The 22157-nt window shown below is 57.5% G+C and carries 20 protein-coding genes, 1 tRNA gene and 1 rRNA gene; 10 read left to right on the plus strand and 12 right to left on the minus strand.

The genetic code is table 11. From position 1 onward, the window contains the following. The 3 genes from K5K95_RS05695 to tyrS form a co-directional block, all read right to left on the minus strand. Nucleotides 1-77, minus strand: a tRNA-Ile gene (locus tag K5K95_RS05695). Between the two features lie 82 nt (nucleotides 78-159). Then, nucleotides 160-1696 (minus strand): 16S ribosomal RNA (locus K5K95_RS05700). A gap of 552 nt (nucleotides 1697-2248) precedes the next feature. Continuing rightward, nucleotides 2249-3448, minus strand: a complete 1200-nt coding sequence (tyrS, locus tag K5K95_RS05705; protein ID WP_222588676.1) for a tyrosine--tRNA ligase — start codon at nucleotides 3446-3448, stop codon at nucleotides 2249-2251. A 212-nt stretch (nucleotides 3449-3660) separates the two neighbouring features. On the opposite strand from tyrS, the gene K5K95_RS05710 reads away from it, so the two are divergent. Further along, on the plus strand, nucleotides 3661-5091 hold the full coding sequence (locus K5K95_RS05710; RefSeq protein ID WP_222588677.1) for a peptidoglycan DD-metalloendopeptidase family protein: 1431 nt from the start codon (nucleotides 3661-3663) through the stop codon (nucleotides 5089-5091). Between the two features lie 3 nt (nucleotides 5092-5094). Then, on the plus strand, nucleotides 5095-6186 hold the full coding sequence (locus K5K95_RS05715) for an anhydro-N-acetylmuramic acid kinase (protein ID WP_222588678.1): 1092 nt from the start codon (nucleotides 5095-5097) through the stop codon (nucleotides 6184-6186). 66 nt (nucleotides 6187-6252) lie between these two features. Here K5K95_RS05715 and erpA read toward each other — a convergent pair whose 3' ends face one another. Continuing rightward, nucleotides 6253-6603, minus strand: a complete 351-nt coding sequence (gene erpA / locus K5K95_RS05720) for an iron-sulfur cluster insertion protein ErpA (RefSeq protein WP_007947969.1) — start codon at nucleotides 6601-6603, stop codon at nucleotides 6253-6255. A 167-nt stretch (nucleotides 6604-6770) separates the two neighbouring features. Further along, nucleotides 6771-7805 (minus strand): N-acetyl-gamma-glutamyl-phosphate reductase, encoded by a 1035-nt coding sequence (gene argC, locus K5K95_RS05725; protein ID WP_222588679.1) that lies wholly within the window; start codon nucleotides 7803-7805, stop codon nucleotides 6771-6773. Between the two features lie 135 nt (nucleotides 7806-7940). Here argC and hemJ point away from each other — a divergent pair, with 135 nt between their 5' ends. The 6 genes from hemJ (at nucleotide 7941) to coq7 (ending at nucleotide 12480) form a co-directional block, all read left to right on the plus strand. Further along, nucleotides 7941-8369 (plus strand): protoporphyrinogen oxidase HemJ, encoded by a 429-nt coding sequence (hemJ, locus tag K5K95_RS05730; RefSeq protein WP_090179192.1) that lies wholly within the window; start codon nucleotides 7941-7943, stop codon nucleotides 8367-8369. A gap of 26 nt (nucleotides 8370-8395) precedes the next feature. Continuing rightward, entirely contained in the window at nucleotides 8396-9364 is a 969-nt protein-coding gene (locus tag K5K95_RS05735) for an NAD(P)H-dependent flavin oxidoreductase (protein ID WP_222588680.1), read from the plus strand. A gap of 92 nt (nucleotides 9365-9456) precedes the next feature. After that, complete coding sequence (locus tag K5K95_RS05740) at nucleotides 9457-10434, plus strand: DUF805 domain-containing protein (RefSeq protein ID WP_222588681.1); 978 nt, start codon at nucleotides 9457-9459, stop codon at nucleotides 10432-10434. A 62-nt stretch (nucleotides 10435-10496) separates the two neighbouring features. Next, on the plus strand, nucleotides 10497-11285 hold the full coding sequence (locus tag K5K95_RS05745) for an SDR family NAD(P)-dependent oxidoreductase (RefSeq protein ID WP_090179182.1): 789 nt from the start codon (nucleotides 10497-10499) through the stop codon (nucleotides 11283-11285). A gap of 73 nt (nucleotides 11286-11358) precedes the next feature. Next, nucleotides 11359-11697 (plus strand): histidine triad nucleotide-binding protein, encoded by a 339-nt coding sequence (locus tag K5K95_RS05750; RefSeq protein WP_090179179.1) that lies wholly within the window; start codon nucleotides 11359-11361, stop codon nucleotides 11695-11697. A 135-nt stretch (nucleotides 11698-11832) separates the two neighbouring features. Further along, a complete protein-coding gene (gene coq7 / locus K5K95_RS05755) occupies nucleotides 11833-12480 on the plus strand; it encodes a 2-polyprenyl-3-methyl-6-methoxy-1,4-benzoquinone monooxygenase (RefSeq protein ID WP_090179176.1) in 648 nt (215 codons plus the stop codon). Nucleotides 12481-12546: 66 nt separating this feature from the next. Here coq7 and speD read toward each other — a convergent pair whose 3' ends face one another. Together speD and K5K95_RS05765 are read right to left on the minus strand one after the other, a co-directional pair. After that, entirely contained in the window at nucleotides 12547-13341 is a 795-nt protein-coding gene (gene speD, locus K5K95_RS05760) for an adenosylmethionine decarboxylase (RefSeq protein WP_222588682.1), read from the minus strand. Between the two features lie 239 nt (nucleotides 13342-13580). Next, nucleotides 13581-14003 (minus strand): OsmC family protein, encoded by a 423-nt coding sequence (locus K5K95_RS05765; RefSeq protein WP_222588683.1) that lies wholly within the window; start codon nucleotides 14001-14003, stop codon nucleotides 13581-13583. Between the two features lie 228 nt (nucleotides 14004-14231). Between K5K95_RS05765 and crp the strand changes: the two genes are divergently transcribed. Beyond that, entirely contained in the window at nucleotides 14232-14876 is a 645-nt protein-coding gene (crp, locus tag K5K95_RS05770; protein ID WP_201116036.1) for a cAMP-activated global transcriptional regulator CRP, read from the plus strand. A 9-nt stretch (nucleotides 14877-14885) separates the two neighbouring features. On the opposite strand, the gene K5K95_RS05775 is transcribed toward crp, so the two are convergent. From K5K95_RS05775 to K5K95_RS05790, 4 genes are all read right to left on the minus strand, one after another. Beyond that, the gene (locus K5K95_RS05775; protein WP_222588684.1) at nucleotides 14886-15587 is read right to left on the minus strand and encodes a biotin/lipoate A/B protein ligase family protein; all 702 of its coding nucleotides are present in this window, start codon (nucleotides 15585-15587) and stop codon (nucleotides 14886-14888) included. A gap of 100 nt (nucleotides 15588-15687) precedes the next feature. Further along, entirely contained in the window at nucleotides 15688-16524 is an 837-nt protein-coding gene (gene trpC / locus K5K95_RS05780) for an indole-3-glycerol phosphate synthase TrpC (RefSeq protein WP_222588685.1), read from the minus strand. Then, nucleotides 16521-17570 carry an anthranilate phosphoribosyltransferase gene (gene trpD, locus K5K95_RS05785; protein WP_222588686.1) on the minus strand — a complete coding sequence of 350 codons (1050 nt, stop codon included), beginning with the start codon at nucleotides 17568-17570 and terminating at the stop codon, nucleotides 16521-16523. The genes trpC and trpD overlap by 4 nt, the downstream gene beginning before the upstream one ends. 9 nt (nucleotides 17571-17579) lie before the next feature. Beyond that, on the minus strand, nucleotides 17580-18173 hold the full coding sequence (locus K5K95_RS05790) for an aminodeoxychorismate/anthranilate synthase component II (protein ID WP_090179158.1): 594 nt from the start codon (nucleotides 18171-18173) through the stop codon (nucleotides 17580-17582). 407 nt (nucleotides 18174-18580) lie between these two features. On the opposite strand from K5K95_RS05790, the gene estP reads away from it, so the two are divergent. Continuing rightward, nucleotides 18581-20491, plus strand: a complete 1911-nt coding sequence (gene estP / locus K5K95_RS05795) for an esterase EstP (protein ID WP_222588687.1) — start codon at nucleotides 18581-18583, stop codon at nucleotides 20489-20491. A 175-nt stretch (nucleotides 20492-20666) separates the two neighbouring features. Here estP and trpE read toward each other — a convergent pair whose 3' ends face one another. Further along, nucleotides 20667-22148, minus strand: coding sequence for an anthranilate synthase component I (gene trpE / locus K5K95_RS05800; protein ID WP_222588688.1), 1482 nt, complete (start codon nucleotides 22146-22148; stop codon nucleotides 20667-20669). Between the last annotated feature and the right edge of the window lie 9 nt (nucleotides 22149-22157).

Raw genomic sequence — 22157 nt, forward strand, 5'->3', positions numbered from 1 at the left:
TGGTGGGTCTGGGCAGATTCGAACTGCCGACCTCACCCTTATCAGGGGTGCGCTCTAACCAACTGAGCTACAGACCCAATTTCGGGCTGCTTCTTATCGTCTTCTTCAATGAATCAAGCAATTCGTGTGGGAACTTATGGAGCAGCTGATGTCGTCGATTAAGGAGGTGATCCAGCCGCAGGTTCCCCTACGGCTACCTTGTTACGACTTCACCCCAGTCATGAATCACACCGTGGTAACCGTCCTCCCGAGGGTTAGACTAGCTACTTCTGGTGCAACCCACTCCCATGGTGTGACGGGCGGTGTGTACAAGGCCCGGGAACGTATTCACCGCGACATTCTGATTCGCGATTACTAGCGATTCCGACTTCACGCAGTCGAGTTGCAGACTGCGATCCGGACTACGATCGGTTTTCTGGGATTAGCTCCACCTCGCGGCTTGGCAACCCTCTGTACCGACCATTGTAGCACGTGTGTAGCCCAGGCCGTAAGGGCCATGATGACTTGACGTCATCCCCACCTTCCTCCGGTTTGTCACCGGCAGTCTCCTTAGAGTGCCCACCATGACGTGCTGGTAACTAAGGACAAGGGTTGCGCTCGTTACGGGACTTAACCCAACATCTCACGACACGAGCTGACGACAGCCATGCAGCACCTGTCTCAATGTTCCCGAAGGCACCCATCCATCTCTGGAAAGTTCATTGGATGTCAAGGCCTGGTAAGGTTCTTCGCGTTGCTTCGAATTAAACCACATGCTCCACCGCTTGTGCGGGCCCCCGTCAATTCATTTGAGTTTTAACCTTGCGGCCGTACTCCCCAGGCGGTCAACTTAATGCGTTAGCTGCGCCACTAAGAGCTCAAGGCTCCCAACGGCTAGTTGACATCGTTTACGGCGTGGACTACCAGGGTATCTAATCCTGTTTGCTCCCCACGCTTTCGCACCTCAGTGTCAGTATCAGTCCAGGTGGTCGCCTTCGCCACTGGTGTTCCTTCCTATATCTACGCATTTCACCGCTACACAGGAAATTCCACCACCCTCTACCATACTCTAGCTTGTCAGTTTTGAATGCAGTTCCCAGGTTGAGCCCGGGGATTTCACATCCAACTTAACAAACCACCTACGCGCGCTTTACGCCCAGTAATTCCGATTAACGCTTGCACCCTCTGTATTACCGCGGCTGCTGGCACAGAGTTAGCCGGTGCTTATTCTGTCGGTAACGTCAAAACAGATACGTATTAGGTAACTGCCCTTCCTCCCAACTTAAAGTGCTTTACAATCCGAAGACCTTCTTCACACACGCGGCATGGCTGGATCAGGCTTTCGCCCATTGTCCAATATTCCCCACTGCTGCCTCCCGTAGGAGTCTGGACCGTGTCTCAGTTCCAGTGTGACTGATCATCCTCTCAGACCAGTTACGGATCGTCGCCTTGGTGAGCCATTACCTCACCAACTAGCTAATCCGACCTAGGCTCATCTGATAGCGCAAGGCCCGAAGGTCCCCTGCTTTCTCCCGTAGGACGTATGCGGTATTAGCGTCCGTTTCCGAGCGTTATCCCCCACTACCAGGCAGATTCCTAGGCATTACTCACCCGTCCGCCGCTCTCAAGAGAAGCAAGCTTCTCTCTACCGCTCGACTTGCATGTGTTAGGCCTGCCGCCAGCGTTCAATCTGAGCCATGATCAAACTCTTCAGTTCAAACATCTTTGGGTTTTTAAGAAACCCTAAACTTGGCTCAGCAATCGTTGGTTACATCTTTGATTTCTCGCGGAGTAACTTGTGATGCTGATAATCTTGTTGACTATCAGTCTGACTCCACAAGCACCCACACGAATTGCTTGATTCAGTTGTTAAAGAGCGGTTGGTTAAGATCTTTCGTCTCAACCGAGGCGCGCATTCTACAGCAGCCTCTGTTGCTGTCAAGCGGTTATTTTCAGAAGTTTTCAAAGTTTCCTTTGCAACTTCAACCACTTGCGCTTCCGATCTCTCGTTAGCGGGAGGCGAATTCTACAGCGTTACTCGCTGCTGTCAACACCTCTTTTTCTCCGCTTTCGACCGAGAAGATCGAAACGTCCATAAGGCCAAACCCGCCTGCCTTACCGACTCCTTCTGGGCTTCGATGACCTGAAGCAACTCGCTGTCGAAAACTGCGTAACTCTTTGTTTACCAAGGAGTTTTCCGTTTCGACTGCGCCGGAAGTGGGGCGAATTATAGACTTCCAGAATCTGCCGTCAACACCTATTTTCAGCTTTATTCAAGTTTGAGCGTAATACGCGCAAATGCCTTCTTTCCGGCCTGACAAACATGGGTCGCGCCCAGTACGTATATAAAGGAGCGATCGACAACCTCGCCATCTATACGCACACCACCAGAACCCAGAAGATCTCGCGCCACAGCCGAGTTCTTGACCAGGCCTGCCTTATTAAGGACCGCAGCGATCGGCATGTCTTCCGCCGCAGTCAATTCAATCTCCGGCAGATCATCCGGCAACTCACCTTCCTTCATACGGTTACCCGCCGCACGATGCGCATTGGCCGCAGCCTCTTCACCATGGAAACGCGCAACGATCTCTTCAGCCAGCTTGATCTTGATATCGCGCGGATTGGCGCCCGCCTCTACATCGGCACGGAACGCATTGATCTCGTCCATGGACCGGAAGCTAAGCAACTCGAAGTAACGCCACATCAAAGCATCCGGAATAGAAACCAGCTTGCCGTACATGACACCCGGCGCTTCCTGGATCCCGACGTAGTTGCCCAAGGACTTGGACATCTTCTTCACGCCATCCAGACCTTCGAGCAGCGGCATGGTCAGAATGCATTGAGCTTCCTGACCATAGCCGCGCTGCAATTCACGTCCCATCAGCAGGTTGAACTTCTGATCGGTACCGCCCAGCTCGACATCCGCGCGCAATGCGACCGAGTCATAGCCCTGAACCAGCGGATAGAGAAATTCGTGAATGGCGATTGGCTGATTGGTGGTGTAGCGCTTGTCGAAGTCGTCGCGCTCCAGCATCCGAGCCACGGTGTATTGCGAGGTCAGACGAATGAAGTCCGCCGGCCCCATCTGATCCATCCAGGTGGAGTTGAACGCCACCTCGGTCTTGGCCGGATCAAGAATCTTGAAGACTTGAGTCTTGTAGGTCTCGGCATTCTCGAGAACCTGCTCGCGAGTGAGCGGAGGCCGCGTAGCACTCTTGCCGCTCGGATCGCCGATCATCCCGGTGAAGTCACCTATAAGAAAGATCACCTGATGCCCCAGTTCCTGGAACTGACGCAGCTTATTAATAAGCACGGTATGACCCAGGTGCAAATCCGGCGCAGTCGGATCGAAGCCTGCCTTAATACGCAGTGGCTGGCCACGCTTGAGCTTTTCGATCAGCTCGGACTCGACCAACAGTTCTTCCGCACCACGTTTAATCAGCGCTAGCTGCTCTTCAACCGACTTCATAACAGACCCGCAAGGCTCGAATTCAAAGGGAACCAACCATACAAGATCACGCGTCAAATACAAAGTTTGACCGGCGCAATGGCGCCAATCCGATGACAGAGCGTCCGCGGACTTGCTTCAGAGATGATTTGGTTATATTTTATACAGTTATTTCATCTTCATCATGTCATTCATCTTTTCCAATTCATCTTTTTCAAAGTCAAAAATTACTTATGACCAAAGAATCGTCTAAAGCGCCCCCGCTTTACCCGAAGACCCACCTGCTAGCCGCAAGTGGTATCGCCGCTCTATTGAGCCTGGCGCTTCTGGTATTCCCTTCCAGTGATGTAGAAGCCAAAAAGACGACCCTGAGTCTTGAACTGGAAAGCCCTGCTGAACAACTGACACAAGATCAAGACGCTGCTGAAGCCGTTCAAGCCACAAATGAGCCAGCAGTCTCCCCATTCGCGCAGATCGAAAACAGCGCCGAAGACACTCAGGAAACCGCCCAGGCCGCACCTGCCCCGGCACCGGCACACGCCGCCGAAACAAAGAAGGCGCCAAACCACAGGGAAGTGATCGTTGGCAAAGGCGATACGCTTTCCACATTGTTTGAGAAAGTCGGGCTCCCTGCCGCCTCTGTGCATGAAATCCTGGCCAGCGACAAGCAAGCCAAGCAGTTCAGCCAGCTCAAACACGGCCAGAAGCTCGAATTCGAACTCAACCCCGATGGCCAATTGACCAACTTGCATAGCAAGGTCAGCGACCTCGAAAGCATCACCTTGACCAAGAACGACAAGGGCTACACGTTCAATCGAATTACCGCCAAGCCCACCGTACGCTCTGCCTACGTTCATGGCGTGATCAACAGCTCGCTGTCGCAGTCTGCCGCGCGCGCCGGTCTGTCGCACAGCCTGACCATGGACATGGCCAGCGTGTTTGGCTATGACGTCGACTTCGCCCAGGATATTCGCCAGGGTGACGAGTTCGACGTGATCTACGAGCAGAAAGTCGTCAACGGCAAAGCTGTTGGCAACGGCCCGATCCTCTCCGCACGCTTCACCAACCGCGGCAAGACGTACACCGCCGTGCGTTACACCAACAAACAAGGCAACAGCAGCTACTACACCGCTGATGGCAACAGCATGCGCAAGGCATTCATCCGCACCCCGGTAGACTTCGCCCGCATCAGCTCGAAGTTTTCCATGGGCCGCAAACACCCCATCCTGAACAAAATCCGCGCCCACAAAGGCGTTGACTACGCTGCGCCGCGCGGCACGCCGATCAAGGCGGCAGGCGACGGCAAAGTGTTGTTGGCCGGTCGCCGTGGCGGCTACGGCAATACCGTGATCATCCAGCACGGCAACACCTACCGTACGCTGTACGGCCACATGCAGGGCTTCGCCAAAGGCGTGCAGACTGGCGGCAACGTCAAGCAAGGCCAAGTGATTGGCTACATCGGTACAACAGGCCTCTCCACCGGTCCGCACTTGCACTACGAGTTCCAGGTCAACGGCGTGCACGTAGACCCGCTGGGCCAGAAGCTGCCGATGGCCGATCCGATCGCCAAAGCTGAACGCGCGCGTTTCCTGGCTCAGAGTCAACCACTGATGGCACGCATGGACCAAGAGAAGGCCACCATGCTGGCTTCGAGCAAGCGCTAAGCCATGACGCTCTATATAGGTGTGATGTCCGGGACCAGCCTCGACGGCCTGGACATTGCACTGATCGAGCTGACTCCGGCGATCAATCTGATCGCCACGCACTACACCCCTATGCCCGATTCCCTGCGAGCCGAGCTGCTTGGCTTGTGCGCCAGCGGCCCGGACGAGATCGCCCGCTCTGCCATTGCCCAACAGAACTGGGTGAAACTGGCAGCACAGGGCATTCATGCTCTCCTCGACCAACAGAACCTGAAGCCTGAACAGATTCGCGCGATTGGCAGTCATGGGCAGACCATCCGCCACGAGCCGGCGCGCGGCTTCACCGTACAGATCGGCAACCCTGCCCTGCTGACCGAATTGACTGGTATTACGGTGGTCAGCGACTTCCGCAGCCGTGATGTTGCGGCAGGCGGACAAGGCGCCCCATTGGTCCCAGCCTTTCACGAAGCATTGTTTGAAGAGCACGCAGGCAACCGCGCGGTATTGAACGTAGGCGGGTTCAGCAACCTCAGCCTGATCGACCCCGGCAAACCAGTAGCCGGTTTCGACTGCGGCCCGGGTAATGTCCTGATGGACGCCTGGATTCACCAACAGCGGGGCGACAACTTTGATCGCGACGGTCAATGGGCTGCCAGCGGCAAGGTCGAACCGATCCTGCTGAATGAGTTGCTGAGTGATCCATTTTTCGTAACCAAAGGCCCAAAGAGCACCGGTCGCGAAGTGTTCAATTTGCCATGGTTGACGCAGCATCTTTCGAAACTGCCAACTTTCGCCGCCGAAAACGTGCAAGCAACACTGCTTGAACTGACCGCACTGACCATCATCGAATCACTGCAACACGCGCAGTCGGACACTCAGGAACTGCTGGTCTGTGGCGGTGGTGCGCACAACGCTACGCTGATGAAGCGTTTGGCCACCCTGTTGCCAAACGCGAAGGTCAGCAGCACCGCAACGCACGGGGTGGACCCGGATTGGGTCGAAGCCATGGCCTTCGCCTGGCTGGCGCATTGCTGCCTGGAAGGCATTGCCGCCAATCGCCCAAGCGTCACTGGCGCCCGAGGCCTGCGGGTACTCGGCGCCATTTACCCGGCATAAACGCCACACAGCAAAACGCCGCAAAGCCCGAGGCCATGCGGCGCTTGATAAAGCCGTGAAACGCAATCAGATCGAGAACGAAGAGCCGCAGCCACAGGTAGTGCTGGCGTTCGGGTTCTTGATCACGAAACGCGAACCTTCCAGACCTTCCTGATAATCCACCTCGGCACCCGCCAGGTACTGGAAGCTCATCGGATCGACCACCAGGCTCACACCTTCGCGCTCGACGATGGTGTCGTCATCGGCCACTTCTTCATCGAAGGTAAAGCCGTATTGAAAACCTGAACAACCACCGCCCGTAACGAATACGCGCAGCTTCAAGCGATCATTCCCCTCTTCATCGACCAGGCTCTTCACCTTGTGCGCGGCACCGTGGGTGAATTGCAAAGCCGTGGGGGTGAAGGATTCGACGCTCATGCTAACTATCTCCCGGCGTTACGCCGCCATAATGCGTGATGACGCGCATTATCCGCTTCTCCTAGAAAATTGGTCAACTATTGTTACGGTATATCAATCAACACATTTGTCAGCCCGAAATACAAAAAGGCCCGTCAGACGGGCCTTTTTGCTGCGCAAGAAACGCCTTACGGCAGCATGCCCGCATGGGACAAGCCCAGACGCTCATCCAGGCCAAACAGGATGTTCATGTTCTGCACCGCCTGACCCGACGCGCCTTTGACCAGGTTATCGATCACCGACAACACCACCACCAGATCACCATCCTGTGGACGATGCACGGCAATACGGCAAACGTTGGCACCGCGCACGCTGCGGGTTTCCGGGTGGCTGCCAGCCGGCATAACGTCGACGAACGGTTCATTGGCATAGCGTTTCTCGAACAACGCCTGCAGATCCACCGAGCGGTCCACAACAGTGGCGTAGAGCGTCGAGTGAATACCGCGAATCATCGGCGTCAGGTGCGGAACGAAGGTCAGCCCCACGTCCTTACCCGCTGCGCGACGCAGACCCTGGCGGATTTCCGGCAAGTGACGATGACCTTTCACGGAATAGGCCTTCATGCTTTCCGATGTTTCGGAGTACAGCGATCCCACCGAAGCACCACGCCCTGCACCGCTCACACCGGATTTGCAATCAGCGATCAAACGCGTGGTGTCGGCCAGACCCGCTTCGAGCAATGGCAGGAAACCCAATTGCGTTGCGGTCGGGTAGCAACCCGGCACGGCAATCAGGCGAGCGTCCTTGATCTGCTCACGATTGACTTCCGGCAGGCCGTAGACGGCTTCTTCCAGCAGCTCCGGCGCACCGTGAGGCTGGCCGTACCACTTGGCCCACTCCGCAGAGTCTTGTAGACGGAAGTCCGCCGACAGGTCGATGACCTTGGTGCCGGCCGCCAGCAACTCGCCGGCCAGCGCATGGGCAACACCGTGTGGCGTGGCGAAGAACACCACGTCGCAAGCGCCCAGCGTCTTGATGTCCGGAACACTGAATGCCAGGCCGTCGTAATGGCCTCGCAGGTTCGGATACATATCAGCCACGGCCAGACCGGCCTCGGATCGGGAAGTGATCACGACCACTTCTGCTTGCGGATGCTGTGCCAACAGACGCAGCAGTTCGACACCGGTGTAACCCGTGCCGCCGACGATACCGACCTTGACCATAAACCTGCCCTCAACGAACCCACTGGAAAGCCGTCGATAATAGGGGCCGCGCGGCCCTGCGACAACCGCTTAGGTGACGTGCGGCCGAACAAGCCTCTACTATCCGGACTACCGTGAACTAGGGAATAACCAAAAATGCTTTATCTGTGGCTCAAAGCGCTTCACATCGTCAGCATGGTCTGCTGGTTTGCCGGCCTGTTTTATCTACCGCGCCTGTTTGTTTATCACGCACAAAGCGAGGACAGCGTCAGCAAGGAACGCTTCAGCCTCATGGAACGCAAGTTGTACCGCGCCATCATGGGACCGGCGATGATCGCCACCCTGATATTCGGCATTGCGTTGATCTGGCTTAACCCAAGCATCTTCAGTTCGGGTGCGTGGATTCACGCCAAACTGACCCTGGTGGTCATCCTGATCGGCTACCACCACATGTGCGGCGCACAGGTAAAACGCTTTGCCCGTGGCGAGAACACCCGCAGCCATGTCTTTTATCGCTGGTTCAATGAAGTACCGGTTCTGATATTGCTGGCTATCGTCATTCTGGTCGTCGTTCGGCCATTCTAATAAGCACAACTACCGGGGTACTTCCAATGTCGCTGCCCGCTTTGCTCGAACAACGTTTGCGATTGCCCGTGGTGGCAGCGCCGATGTTCCTGATTTCGAACCCGCAACTGGTCCTTGCCTGCTGTCGTAATGGCGTGGTTGGCAGCTTTCCCGCGCTGAACCAGCGCGAGAGCAGCGGCTTCAAGGCCTGGCTGGAAGAGATCGAAGCAGGCTTGGCGACTCTGGAGAACCCGGCGCCTTACGCTGTGAACCTGATCGTTCACAACAGCAATCCTCGACTGCAAGCCGACCTGGCGATCTGTATCGAGCACAAAGTACCGATCGTGATCACCAGCCTCGGCGCCGTGAAAGAACTGGTCGATGCCGTCCACGGCTGCGGCGGCCTGGTGTTTCACGACGTAACGACCCGTCGTCATGCCGAGAAAGCGGCCGAGGCCGGGGTCGACGGTTTGATCGCCGTGGCCGCCGGTGCCGGTGGGCACGCCGGGACCTGGAGCCCGTTCTCATTGATTGCCGAGATCCGCCAGTTCTTCGACAAGACCTTGCTGCTGGCCGGCTGCCTCAACCACGGCCACGAGATTCTCGCGGCACAATTGCTCGGTGCGGATTTGGCCTACTTCGGTACGCGATTTATCGGCACCACTGAAAGTCATGCCCCTGACGCCTACAAGGAGATGCTGCTGACATCCAGAGCCGCTGACATCATTCATACTCCAGCGGTGTCGGGCGTACCGGCGAGCTTCATGCGCCAAAGCCTGGAAGCTGCCGGTTTCGACATGAAGGCGCTGCAGGCCAAAGGTGAAGTGGATTTCGGCTCCAAGCTCAAACCGTTGAACGATGAAGCCAAAGCCTGGAAAACCGTATGGTCCGCAGGCCAGGGTGTCGGCGAAATCGACGATTTGCCCAGTGTCGATGAATTGGTCGCACGGCTGGACGCCGAATACCGCAAGGCACTGGAACTGGCAGCACAGTTGCCAAAACGCTGGCCGCGCTGAAATGAAAGCTTGGCCAGCCCGCCCTGGCTGGCCTTACACTTAACACCTGCAACGTCTTAACACTCAATTATTCGCGACAAGGATGCCTCGCAATGAGCGACAACCGTTTCAAGATCGTATTCGACGGCGCTTTGCTGCCAGGTGTTGACGTCACAACCGCCAAACTGAATCTGGCCGCGCTGTACAAAAGCGAGGTCGCTGCCGTCGAACGGCTGTTCACCGGCAAATCGGTTACGCTCAAACAAGGCCTGTCGAACACCGACGCGCAAACTTACCTGCAGGCCCTGAAGAAAACCGGCATTGATGCCCGGATCGAAAGCGAGCCGTCCATCGAGCTGAACCTGGCTGACGCTCATGAACACCCGCCTGTGAACAGCCAGCCGGTCTTCACCGACCCGGCCTCCCCGTACGCCCCGCCTCGGTCCACTGTCGGCGAAAGCCTGCCCGCTTTCGCGACGCTCAAGCCTTTCAGCATCGAAGGCCGCATCGGCCGCTTGCGTTATCTCGCCTGGACGATGGCCCTGACGCTGGTGACGCTGGCCGTCGGCTCGGTATTGGCAATTTTCGCCTTTGCCATCATCAGCGCCGATTCCACCGCAGGCCTTATTCTTGGTGGCCTGGTTGCTTTTATCCTGTTCATCGCCTTGGCGGTCGTCAGCGTTCAGTTCAGTGTTCAGCGCTTGCATGACATCGGCTGGTCCGGCTGGCTCTGGCTGTTGAACCTTGTACCGTTCGTGGGCAGCTTCTTTCCGCTGGTCATCATGGTCGTGCCAGGCACCAACATCGCCAATCGCTACGGCGCACCGCCTCCGCCTAACAGCACGGCGGTCAAGGTCCTGTCTTCGCTTTGGGTCGTGTTTATCGCGCTCATTCTGATTGGCGCATTGGCCGGCGGCATCACCGCCATTCAGAACGAGTACGAAAACGCCGCCCAAACCAGCTATGACAGCAGCTCGGTCACCACCGAAGACGTTGAAGTCGAGCCCGCCGCAGAGGCTGAACAAGTACCCGATTCCGCAGACGATGAAGCCGAAGAAGCCCCGGCCCCTGTAGACTCTGCAAAAGAATGAACAGCGCTCCCCGCCCGTGACACCTGCGTCGCCGGCGCGGAGCTGTTGCGATGGAGAACTGCATGACCCGTTACGCTCTGATCACTGGCGCTTCCAGCGGCATCGGCCTGGCGATGGCCGAAGCGCTGGCCCGGCGCGGCCGCAGCCTGATTCTGGTGGCCCGACAGCGTGATCAGCTGGAAAGTATTGCGATTGAACTGACTCAACGGTTTGGCGTGGAAGTGTTGTTTCGCGCCTGCGATCTCGGCGAACCCTTGCGGTTGTCGGGGTTTCTGCTGGAGTTGGAAGAAGGTGACCGGCAGATCGATTTGCTGGTCAACTGCGCCGGCATCGGCACTTGCGGTCCATTCCTGGCACAGGACTGGATGACCGAACAGGACCTGATCGAAGTGAACATCCTGGCGCTGACCCGCTTGTGCCATGCGATCGGCAACAGCATGGCCTTGCAGGGTGGCGGGCAGATTCTGAACGTCGCTTCAATGGCAGCATTCCAACCCGGCCCGTGGATGAGCACTTACTACGCCAGCAAAGCCTATGTGCTGCACTTTTCCGAAGGCTTGCGCGTCGAGTTGAAGAAATGTGCGGTGAAGGTCTCGGTGCTCTGCCCCGGCCCGACTCGCACCGGGTTCTTCCGTACGGCGCAACTGGATACCGGCAAACTGGCCGACAGTAAAATGCTGATGAGCCCGGAAGAGGTAGCGTTGTATACCGTACGGGCCCTGGAGAAAGATCGCGCGATCATCATTCCAGGTCGAGGCAACCGCTGGCGCGCTTTTCTGCCACGGCTCGGCTCTCGCTGGTTGAACCGCACAATTGCCGGCATGGTCAATAAGGCCTACTGCCCGCGCTGATAAAAGGCTGGGCTGGGCTCGGGGATAACCCATGAGTACACTCAGGCCAGCCCAAACAACGGAGAAAACAGCTGTGGATACTCTGTTCACCAAGATCATCAACCGGGAAATCCCGGCCAAGATCATTTACGAGGACGACCAGGTACTGGCCTTCCACGACATCGCCCCACAGGCGCCGGTGCATTTTCTGGTCATTCCGAAAAAGCCGGTGCGCACCCTTAACGACCTCACCGAGGACGACAAGGCATTGGCCGGGCACATTCTGTTCACCGCCCAGCGCCTGGCAAAGGAACTGGGTTGCGATGATGGTTTCCGCGTGGTCATGAACTGCAATGAATTGGGTGGGCAGACCGTCTATCACATTCATATGCATGTGCTCGGCCAGCGCCAGATGCACTGGCCGCCGGGCTGATTGCAATCATCCTGTGGGAGCAACCCCGCTCCCACAGGGGTTCAACGCAACGCGCCTGCTTCACAATGACCCAGCGCAAACCTTCCCCGGCCGATTGGGTTAAACTGGCCGCCGAGATTCTTCCCGGAGGTCAGCATGACTACCCAACGTCACTACTCGCCGATTGACCGTCTTCTGCTGCAAGCCGATGCCGCGATGCGTACCTTGCTGCCCTTCAGTGGCCAGCCGTACCGTCCGTCGCCTGCCATTGTGCAGCCGGATGCGCAAATGAGCGACGAAGACACCCGGCACGTGGCCGGTCTGATGCGCATCAACCATACCGGCGAAGTCTGCGCCCAGGCGCTGTACCAGGGGCAGGCCCTGACCGCCAAGCTGCCGCACGTGCGTGCAGCGATGGAACATGCTGCCGAAGAAGAAATCGATCACCTGGTCTGGTGCGAGCAACGCATCCACCAACTGGGCAGCCACACCAGTATTCTCAACCCGCTGTTCTATGGCATGTCATTCGGGATTGGCGCGGTGGCCGGGTTGATCAGCGATAAGGTCAGCCTGGGTTTCGTGGCCGCGACCGAGCATCAGGTGTGCAAGCACCTGAACGAACACCTTGAGCAACTGCCGGCCGAGGACGAGAAGTCCCGGGCCATTCTTGAGCAGATGCGTATCGATGAAGAACATCACGCAGAAAGCGCACTGGATGCGGGAGGGTTTCGCTTTCCGGCACCGGTGAAATTCGGGATGAGTCTGTTGGCCAAAGTAATGACCAAGAGCACTTATCGAATCTGACCTGTATTCCGACCATGAAAAAGGCGACTGCCGTGAGGTAGTCGCCTTTTTTTGTGCTCGAAAATCTTAGCTCGACATGTTGCGCGCGTAGAAGATTTCCAACATCTCGTGTTTCACACGGTCGGTCACCTGAGCGCGCTGCTCAGAGGACAGGCTGCTGGTCGCGTCGCCGAACAGGTAGTTGTCCAGTTCGAAGTTCTTCAGCAGCATTTTGGTATGGAACAGGTTTTCCTGATACACGTTCACGTCGGTCATCTGGTACGCGTCGCGGGTGTCTTTGGAGAGGTAGTTCTGGATCGAATTGATCTCGTGGTCGATGAAGTGCTTTTTGCCTTCAACGTCACGGGTGAAACCGCGCACGCGATAATCCACAGTCACGATGTCCGAATCGAACTGGTGAATCAGGAAGTTGAGGGCTTTAAGCGGTGAAATGACGCCACAGGTCGACACATCAATGTCCACACGGAAGGTCGCAATACCGTCGACCGGATGGATTTCCGGGTAGGTGTGCACTGTGATGTGGCTCTTGTCGAGGTGGGCCAGGATGATTTCGGGCAACGGGCCCGGGGACTCTTCGATCTGGCTTTCAGTCGGGGTCACCGGCTCTTCCGATATCAGGATCGTGACACTGGCGCCCTGTGGGTCGTAGTCCTGACTGGCAATGTTCAGGATGTTGGCACCAATGATATCGACAACTTCCGTGAGGATCTGCGTCAGGCGCTTCGCGTTGTACTCTTCATTGATGTACTCGACGTAAGCCTGTTGATCTTGCGGGGTTTCCGCGTAGCAGATGTCATAGATATTGAAGCTCAAGGTCTTTGTCAGGTTATTGAACCCGTGGAGCTTGAGTTTGCTTTTCACCGTTAAAAACTCTCTATGTATTGCGGCCCGGGCCGCGTGATCAAGCATGCCCGTCAGATGCGAACAACGCAGCTGCGTAGGACGGTTAACACCTCTTCGCGATGGCGATTTTGGTTGTCTGTTCGGGTGCGCGGCCTGTCGGATGACGGGCCACGCCCCAGAAAAAAGTGGCGCATCGTGCAGACGTCAAACTGAGACCGTCAGATTCTGCACTGCCTTTATGATAGTTGAATGTCACATCAACCGAGTTCGATGATCTCGTAGTCGTGGGTGATGGCTACGCCGGCCGCGCCGAGCATGATCGAGGCCGAGCAATACTTCTCCGCAGACAACTCGATCGCGCGCTTGACCTGAGCTTCCTTGAGCCCGCGCCCCTTGAGCACAAAGTGCATGTGGATCTTGGTGAAGACCTTCGGATCTTCGGTCGCACGCTCGGCTTCGAGGAAGGCTTCACAGCTTTCGACTGCCTGACGGGACTTCTTGAGGATGCTGACCACGTCGAAATTACTGCAACCGCCGACACCCAGCAGGAGCATTTCCATTGGCCGGACACCCAGGTTGCGACCGCCGGCATCGGGCGGACCGTCCATGACCACGACATGACCGCTACCGGATTCACCGAGGAACATGGCTTCGCCAGCCCATTGGATGCGTGCCTTCATCGCCAAGACTCCACTGTATAAAAAAGGGTCGCCAGCTTAGCACAGGGCCCGTGATTGACAGCGCCCTGGGTTTGTAGGGCATAACCTTCCGGGCAGTAGGTAATTTCTCGAAAAATGCCAGAAGTGTCTGTTAAGCTGGCGCCAATTCGCTGGCGCATAGCCAGCTTTGCAGCAACCTACGACTCATAAAAAAACCAAACACACCGTGAAGCCTTTCGGGATACAACCATGGTTGCTATTGCCCCAACCCCCAAGATCAAGAACCTCGACAAGCTGTTGATGCATTGCCAGCGCCGTCGCTATGCGGCCAAGAGCAACATCATTTGTGCAGGCGATCGCTCGGACACGCTGTTCTTCATCATCAAAGGCTCGGTGACGATCCTGATCGAGGACGATGACGGCCGCGAGATGATCATCGCCTACCTGAACTCCGGGGACTTTTTCGGCGAGTTGGGGCTGTTTGAACAAGCGGGGCTTGAACAGGAACGCAGCGCCTGGGTGCGGGCCAAGATCGAATGTGAAGTGGCGGAAATCAGCTACGCGAAATTCCGCGAGCTGTCCCAGCAAGATCCAGACATTCTTTACGTACTCAGCGGACAAATCGCACAACGTTTGCGCAATACCACGCGCAAGGTCGGCGACCTGGCATTCTTCGATGTGACCGGTCGCGTCGCACGCTGCCTGCTGGAGTTGTGCAAGCAACCAGACGCAATGACTCACCCGGACGGCATGCAGATCAAAGTGACCCGTCAGGAAATCGGCCGGATTGTCGGCTGCTCACGTGAAATGGTCGGTCGCGTACTCAAGGATCTCGAAGAGCGCAACCTGGTGGACGTCAAAGGCAAGACCATGGTGGTCTTCGGTACACGCTAGCTCGAAAACTTATGCCTCAAGCATGTCTGCCAGCAACTGGCGATACAGCGCATCAAGCCGCTCCAATGCGTCAGGCGCGGCGAACTTCTCATGCAGGGCAATGTGGCTTTCGGCGCGAACCCGCTGCTCCAGACCGCACGCTTGATTGAAGCGATTGACCGCTGCGACCATCGACTCTCGCTCGTTATCGAGCAACAAAGCGCCGTGCACCAACCCCACCGGACGCTGCCCACCCTTGCTCTGGCGCCAGCGCTGAGCGGTGCCGACCATCTTGCGACCGTCGAGGTTGACGTTGAAACGACCATCGCAGAACGCGCCGTCCACTTCGCCCAGGGACGAAACGCCGCCCAGTTCATCGAGCAACTGACAAATCGGATCGCAGAGTCGACGATAAGCGGTTTCGATCCGGTTCTGATCGCCTTCACGACGTGGCGGTGCGTAGACCAGTGCGATATTGATGGTCGATGCCGATTGCGGCACCGGCTCACCACCGGTTTCGCGCAGCAACACTGGCCAACCGGCCGCTGCCGAGACTTCACAGGCGGCCTCGAAACCTGGCAGACGATTCAAGCGGCGCGGCATCACCAGCGCCCGATCATTGGGTTGCCAGAACAGCAGGCCAAAGTCCGAGTCGCCGGTGCAGACATGGGCCAACAGATCTTGCTCGGCTTGCAGGCCGGCTTCGACAGTCAGAGAGATTGGCTGGAGCATGGACGATTCCGTAAGACATGAAGTCTTTTGGGGGGCTTGATGACCTCTTCGCGGGCAAGCCCGCTCCCACAGTGAATCGGGTTTGCCTGCGAAGATGTTGTCAGTCGAGTGTAGAACCACTCACCGCAGTACCACGTTCAGGAAAGAACAGGCGCTGCAATTCGGTGCCCGGGCTTTCGGCGCGCATGAACGCCTCGCCGACCAGGAACGCATACACATCACTGATTTCCATCAACTCGACATCGGCCCGGTTGAGAATGCCACTTTCGGTAATCACCAGACGATCACGAGGGATGCGCGGCAACAGATCGAGGGTGGTTTCCAGATTGACCTCGAAGGTGTGCAGGTTACGGTTGTTCACGCCGACCAGCGGCGTGTCGAGGGTTTTCAAGGCCCGCTCCAGCTCGCCGCCGTCGTGCACTTCCACCAGCACGTCGAGGCCGACACTTTTAGCCACGGCCGCCAATTCGGCCATCTTCACATCGTCCAGTGCAGAGACGATCAACAACACGCAATCAGCGCCAAGGGCACGGGCTTCGACGATCTGGTACGGATCGATCATGAAGTCCTTGCGGATCACTGGCAGTTTGCACGCCGCCCGAGCCTGTTGCAGATAAGCATCGGCGCCCTGGAAAAAATCGACATCGGTGAGCACTGACAGGCAGGTTGCGCCGCCCTTCTCGTAACTCTTGGCAATGCTGGCGGGATCGAAATTCGCACGAATCACACCTTTGCTCGGTGACGCTTTTTTGATCTCGGCAATGACTGCCGGCTGTTTCAGCTTGGCCTGAGCAATCAATGCCTTGGCAAAACCACGGGGTGCATCGGCCGCCTTGGCCAGGCTTTCCAGCTCCGCCAGACTCACACGGGCGCTACGCTCGGCAACTTCCTGGACTTTGCGAGCCAGAATGCTTTCCAGAACCGTCGGTACACTCATCCCTCATTCTCCACTTTGAATACCGCGGTAAATGCACCCAATTCCTCGAGTTTTTCCCGGGCGAGGCCTGTGTGCAGCGCATCGTGCGCCAGGGCAACGCCTTCTTTCAAACTAGTCGCCAGGTCGGCGGCATACAGTGCGGCACCGGCATTGAGCACGATCATTTCGGCGGCTTTCTGGCCAAATTCGGTCTTGCGTTTGCCCAAGGCATCGCGGATCAGCTCAAGGGAGGCAGCCGGGCTTTCTACTGCCAGGCCATGCAGGCTCTGGCTCTTCATGCCCAGGTCTTCAGGTTCGACCCAATATTCGGTGATCTGGTCATTCTTCAGTTCTGCCACATACGTCGGTGCCGCCAGACTGAACTCGTCCAGGCCATCCTTCGAGTGCACCACCAGCACGTGCTTGCTGCCCAAACGCTGCAAGACTTCGGCCAATGGCCGGCACAGCGCCTGACTGAATACGCCTACCACCTGATGTTTCACGCCGGCCGGATTCGTAAGCGGGCCGAGCATGTTGAACAGGGTACGCAGGCCAAGCTCCTTGCGCGGACCGGCAGCGTACTTCATGGCACTGTGATGGGTCTGAGCGAACATGAAACCGATGCCGACGTTGTCGATGCAACGCGCCACCTGGACCGGCGTCAGGTTCAGGTAGATACCGGCCGCCTCCAGTAAATCAGCGCTGCCACTTTTGCCTGATACCGCACGGTTACCGTGCTTGGCCACGGTGCAACCGGCAGCCGCCACGACGAAAGAGGAAGCTGTCGACACGTTGAAGATGTTCGCACCATCGCCGCCAGTGCCGACGACATCAACTACACCGTCGAGGGTCTTGAGTTCTACCTTGTCTGCCAGTTCGCGCATGACCGATACGGCGCCAACGATTTCGTCGATGCTCTCGCTCTTCATGCGCATGGCCATCATGAACGCGCCGATCTGCGCATCCGTGCATTGCCCGGTCATGATTTCGCGCATCACATCGCGCATCTCATCGGTGCTGAGGTCGAGCTGATCGACGATACGGCTCAGGGCTGTCTTGATATTCATGGAAAGTCCTTAGCGCGTGCCGCCGGTTTGTTTGAGGAAGTTGGCGAACAGTTCGTGGCCCTGTTCAGTGAGGATAGACTCAGGGTGGAACTGCACGCCCTCAATGTTCAATGTCTTGTGGCGCAGGCCCATGATCTCGTCGATCGAGCCGTCTTCGAGCTGAGTCCAGGCGGTCAGCTCCAGGCAATCGGGCAAGGTTTCGCGCTTGACGATCAGCGAGTGGTAGCGCGTTACCGTCAGCGGACGATTCAGGCCTTCGAATACGCCCTTGTCCTCATGGAATACCGGGCTAGTCTTACCGTGCATGACTTGACGGGCGCGGACCACATCACCGCCAAACGCCTGGCCGATGGACTGGTGGCCGAGGCAGACGCCCAGAATCGGCAGCTTGCCGGCGAAATGTTTGATCGCTTCGATCGAGATGCCGGCTTCGGTCGGGGTGCACGGACCGGGGGACACGACGATGCGCTCAGGGTTGAGGGCTTCGATTTCGGCAATGGTGAGTTCATCGTTGCGCACTACTTTGACTTGGGAGCCGAGCTCACCAAGGTACTGCACAACGTTGTAGGTAAAAGAGTCGTAGTTATCGATCATCAGCAACATGGCGTTCAGAACCTCTTGAATTCACTGACTTTTAAGACAGCCTTCGAACGATTACCCGCAGCGTCCTGCACTTTGTCTGTCGCAGGATGCGCCAGCAAAGCGGTATGTCTAACGGGTGAAGAAGGCAAAGCGGTACAGGTCCGGCCAGGCCGGCAGAAAAGATTCAGGCGCGCCAACGCCAGCGGGCATGTGCCTTGATGACTTGATCCAGGAGTTTGCTGATGATCAACACGGGGAAGGTCTCATTCATACGTCTCGGCACAGTAACTTAGCTGGGCAGAGCGTGCAATATGGCCGGAGTGACAGCTCGCGAAACAATCGAAGGGTTCGCGACCGATGGCAAAACGCCGGAAGTTTTTGGTACTGTCGTTTCGTTTACTAAAACAATAAATAAAACGGACTTGCTCATGATCAAACAGACGTTGTTTGTACCACTCGCAGGATGCCTGCTCGCGATGGCCTGCGCCCAGGCGAATGCCTCGCCTAATCCCTACACCAATTTCATCGTTTTCGGCGACAGCCTCAATGACGCCGGCACATTTGCCGATACCGGCGGACCTGCCGGGGCGACAGAGCGCTTTACCAACCGTACGGGGCCGGTTTATCTGGATGGCAGCGGCGAAGTCCGTTCGCTCAACGCCACGCAGGTCCTTGGGGGGAAACTGGGGTTCTCGCCGGATCAGACGGCGTCATCATCCTCGGCGGTACGCGCCAGCGAAGGCCTGCCCGATGGCAACAACTGGGCCGTCGGCGGTTATCGCACCGACCAGATTCTCGACTCGATCACCAGCACCGCCGACACCGGCGAACGCACCCGTGCGGGCTATCTGCCGTCGAACAATTTCCGCGCCGACCCGAATGCACTGTATTACCTCTCGGGAGGCGGCAATGACTTCCTGCAGGGGCGCGTGACCAGCCTGCCTCAAGCCAGCGCCGCCGCCGATCGCCTGGCCAGCAGCGTGCAGACCCTGCAACAGGCCGGGGCCCGCTACATCATGGTCTGGTTGCTGCCGGACATTGGCTTTACCCCGGCTTTCAACGGCACACCCTTGCAGGCCTTCACGTCCCAGCTCAGTTCCCAGTTCAACACTGAACTGGTCAGCCGACTGCAAGGCATCAACGCCAACATCATCCCGCTGAACATTCCGGTACTGCTCAAAGAGACGTTTGCCAACCCTGGCCAGTTCGGCCTGGCCACCGACCAGAACCTCAGCGCCACCTGCTTCAGCGGCGACAGTTGCTCCGAGAACGCCCGATACGGCATCAACAGTGCTACCCCGGACCCGATCAAACTGATCTACAACGACTCGGTGCACCCGACCGAAGCCGGGCAACGCTTGATTGCCGATTACGCTTACTCGCTGCTGTCCGCGCCATGGGAAGCAAGCCTGCTGCCACAAATGGCCCAGGGCACGTTGCGTTCTCATCAGGATGAGTTGCGCAACCAGTGGCTGGCCGATTGGGAAAATTGGCAAGGCGTGGGTCAATGGCGGGCGATTGTCGCCGCCGGCGGCCAACACCAGGATTTCGACAGCCAGCGCAGTGGTGCGAGCGCTGACGGTAATGGCGCCAACGTGAACATCGGTGGCAGTTATCGACTCAACGACGCATGGCGCGTTGGCTTGGCGGCGGGCTTCTATAACCAGAAACTCGAAGCCGGCGATAAAGATTCGGATTACAAGCTCAACACCTACATGGGCACCGCTTTCGCCCAATACCAACAGAATCGCATTTGGGGTGACGCGGCGCTGACGGCCGGGCATCTGGACTACGACAGTCTCAAACGCAAATTCCAGTTGGGGGTCAACGAACGCGGGGAGAAAGGCGACACCGACGGTTACCTGGTCGCCATCAGCGGCCGCCTGGGTTATGACATCGCGCCAGAAGCGAGCAGCCCGTGGCACTTGTCGCCATTCGTGAGCGCGGACTTCTCCAAAGTTGAAGTGAATGGTTACTCGGAAAATGGCGCCGACTCCACCGCGCTGACCTATGACGACCAGTCACGCAATTCCCGGCGTCTTGGCCTCGGGCTCCAGGGCAAGTACCAGATCACCACGCAAACCCAAGTGTTTGGCGAACTGGCCCACGAGCGCGAGTACAACGACGACACCCAGAATGTGACGATGAACCTCAACAGCCTGCCAAACATCCGCTACACCCTGGCCGGTTATACCCCGCAGTCCAACCTGAACCGCTTGAACCTGGGCGTCAGCCATAACCTCACCAAGGACCTGTCATTGCGCGCTAGCTACGACATTCGCAAGGATGATGACTTCACTCAACAAGGCATCAATGTCGGGGTTGCGTTGGACTTCTAGATCGCAGGCAAGAAAAAACGCGGTGCCCTCACAGACGCCGCGTTTTTTTTCTTGCTGATGAAAGTCCATGTGGGAGCGAGCTTGCTCGCGATGAGGCTGGAACATTCAACATCTATGTTGACTGAAAGATCGCCATCGCGAGCAGGCTCGCTCCCACAGGTAGTTTGGCGTGAACTCAAGCGTCCGGGGTCTGTTCAGCCAGGGCCACGGCACGGAACATCGCGCGGCGCTTGTTCAGGGTTTCTTCCCATTCCAGCGCCGGCACCGAGTCGGCGACGATTCCACCACCGGCCTGAACGTGCAGTTCGCCGTCCTTGATCACCGCGGTGCGGATCGCAATCGCGGTGTCCATGTTGCCGTTCCACGCGAAGTAACCGACCGCGCCGCCGTAGACGCCACGCTTTACCGGTTCCAGTTCGTCGATGATTTCCATCGCACGAATTTTCGGCGCGCCCGACAACGTGCCCGCCGGCAGAATGGCCCGCAGTGCGTCCATCGCCGTCAGCCCAGCCTTCAATTGGCCGGTGACATTGGACACGATGTGCATCACGTTGGAATAACGCTCGATGACCATTTTCTCGGTGAGCTTCACCGAACCGATTTCCGACACCCGACCGGTATCGTTACGGCCCAGGTCGATCAGCATCAAGTGCTCGGCGATTTCCTTGTCGTCCGACAGCAGGTCTTTTTCCAGCGCCAGGTCGGCCTCTTCGTTAGCCCCGCGTGGGCGGGTGCCGGCGATCGGGCGTACGGTGATCAGGTTGTCTTCGACCCGCACCAGCACTTCCGGCGAACTGCCGACGACATGGAAGTCGCCGAAGTTGAAGAAGTACATATACGGCGTCGGGTTGAAGCAACGCAGCGCCCGGTACAGATCGATCGGCGCAGCCTTGAAGTCGATCGACATGCGCTGGGACGGGACGACCTGCATGCAGTCACCGGCCAGGATGTATTCCTTGATGGTATCGACGGCTTTTTCGTAATCGTCCTGGGTGAAGCTGGAGCGAAACACCGGATCAGCCGATTGTTGCTTGCTGAAATCCAGGCCACGGCGAGGAGTGATCGGTTGACGGAGTTTTTCCAGCAGCGCTTCGAGACGCGCCTGACCTTGCTCGAAAACCTCGGCCTGCGACGGGTCGGCCAGAACGATGGCGTGCATCTTGCCGGCGAGGTTGTCGAACACCACCACCGCGTCGGACACCATCAGCAGAATGTCCGGCACGCCCAGTGGATCCGGGTTCGGGCATTTGCCCAGACGCTTCTCCACATAACGCACACAGTCATAACCGAAGTAACCCACCAGCCCGCCGTTGAAGCGTGGCAGGCCCGGGATCGTCGGCACGTTATAGCGGGCCTTGAAGGCTTCGACGAATGCCAGTGGGTCTTCGACATCATGGCTTTCGATCTCGACACCATCGTGGGTCACGCTCACGTGGTGATCGTGAACCCGCAGCACGGTGCGGCATGGCAGGCCGATGATCGAATAACGGCCCCACTTCTCCCCGCCCTGCACCGATTCCAGCAAGTAAGAGTTGGGCTCGTCGGCCAGTTTCAAGTAGATCGACAGTGGCGTGTCGAAGTCGGCCAGGGTTTCACAGGCCATCGGGATACGGTTATAGCCGGCAGCGGCCAAACGCAGGAATTCTTCGCGGATCATGGGGTAGCC

The organism is Pseudomonas sp. DR48 (genome assembly GCF_019823085.1).
Taxonomy (GTDB): domain Bacteria; phylum Pseudomonadota; class Gammaproteobacteria; order Pseudomonadales; family Pseudomonadaceae; genus Aquipseudomonas.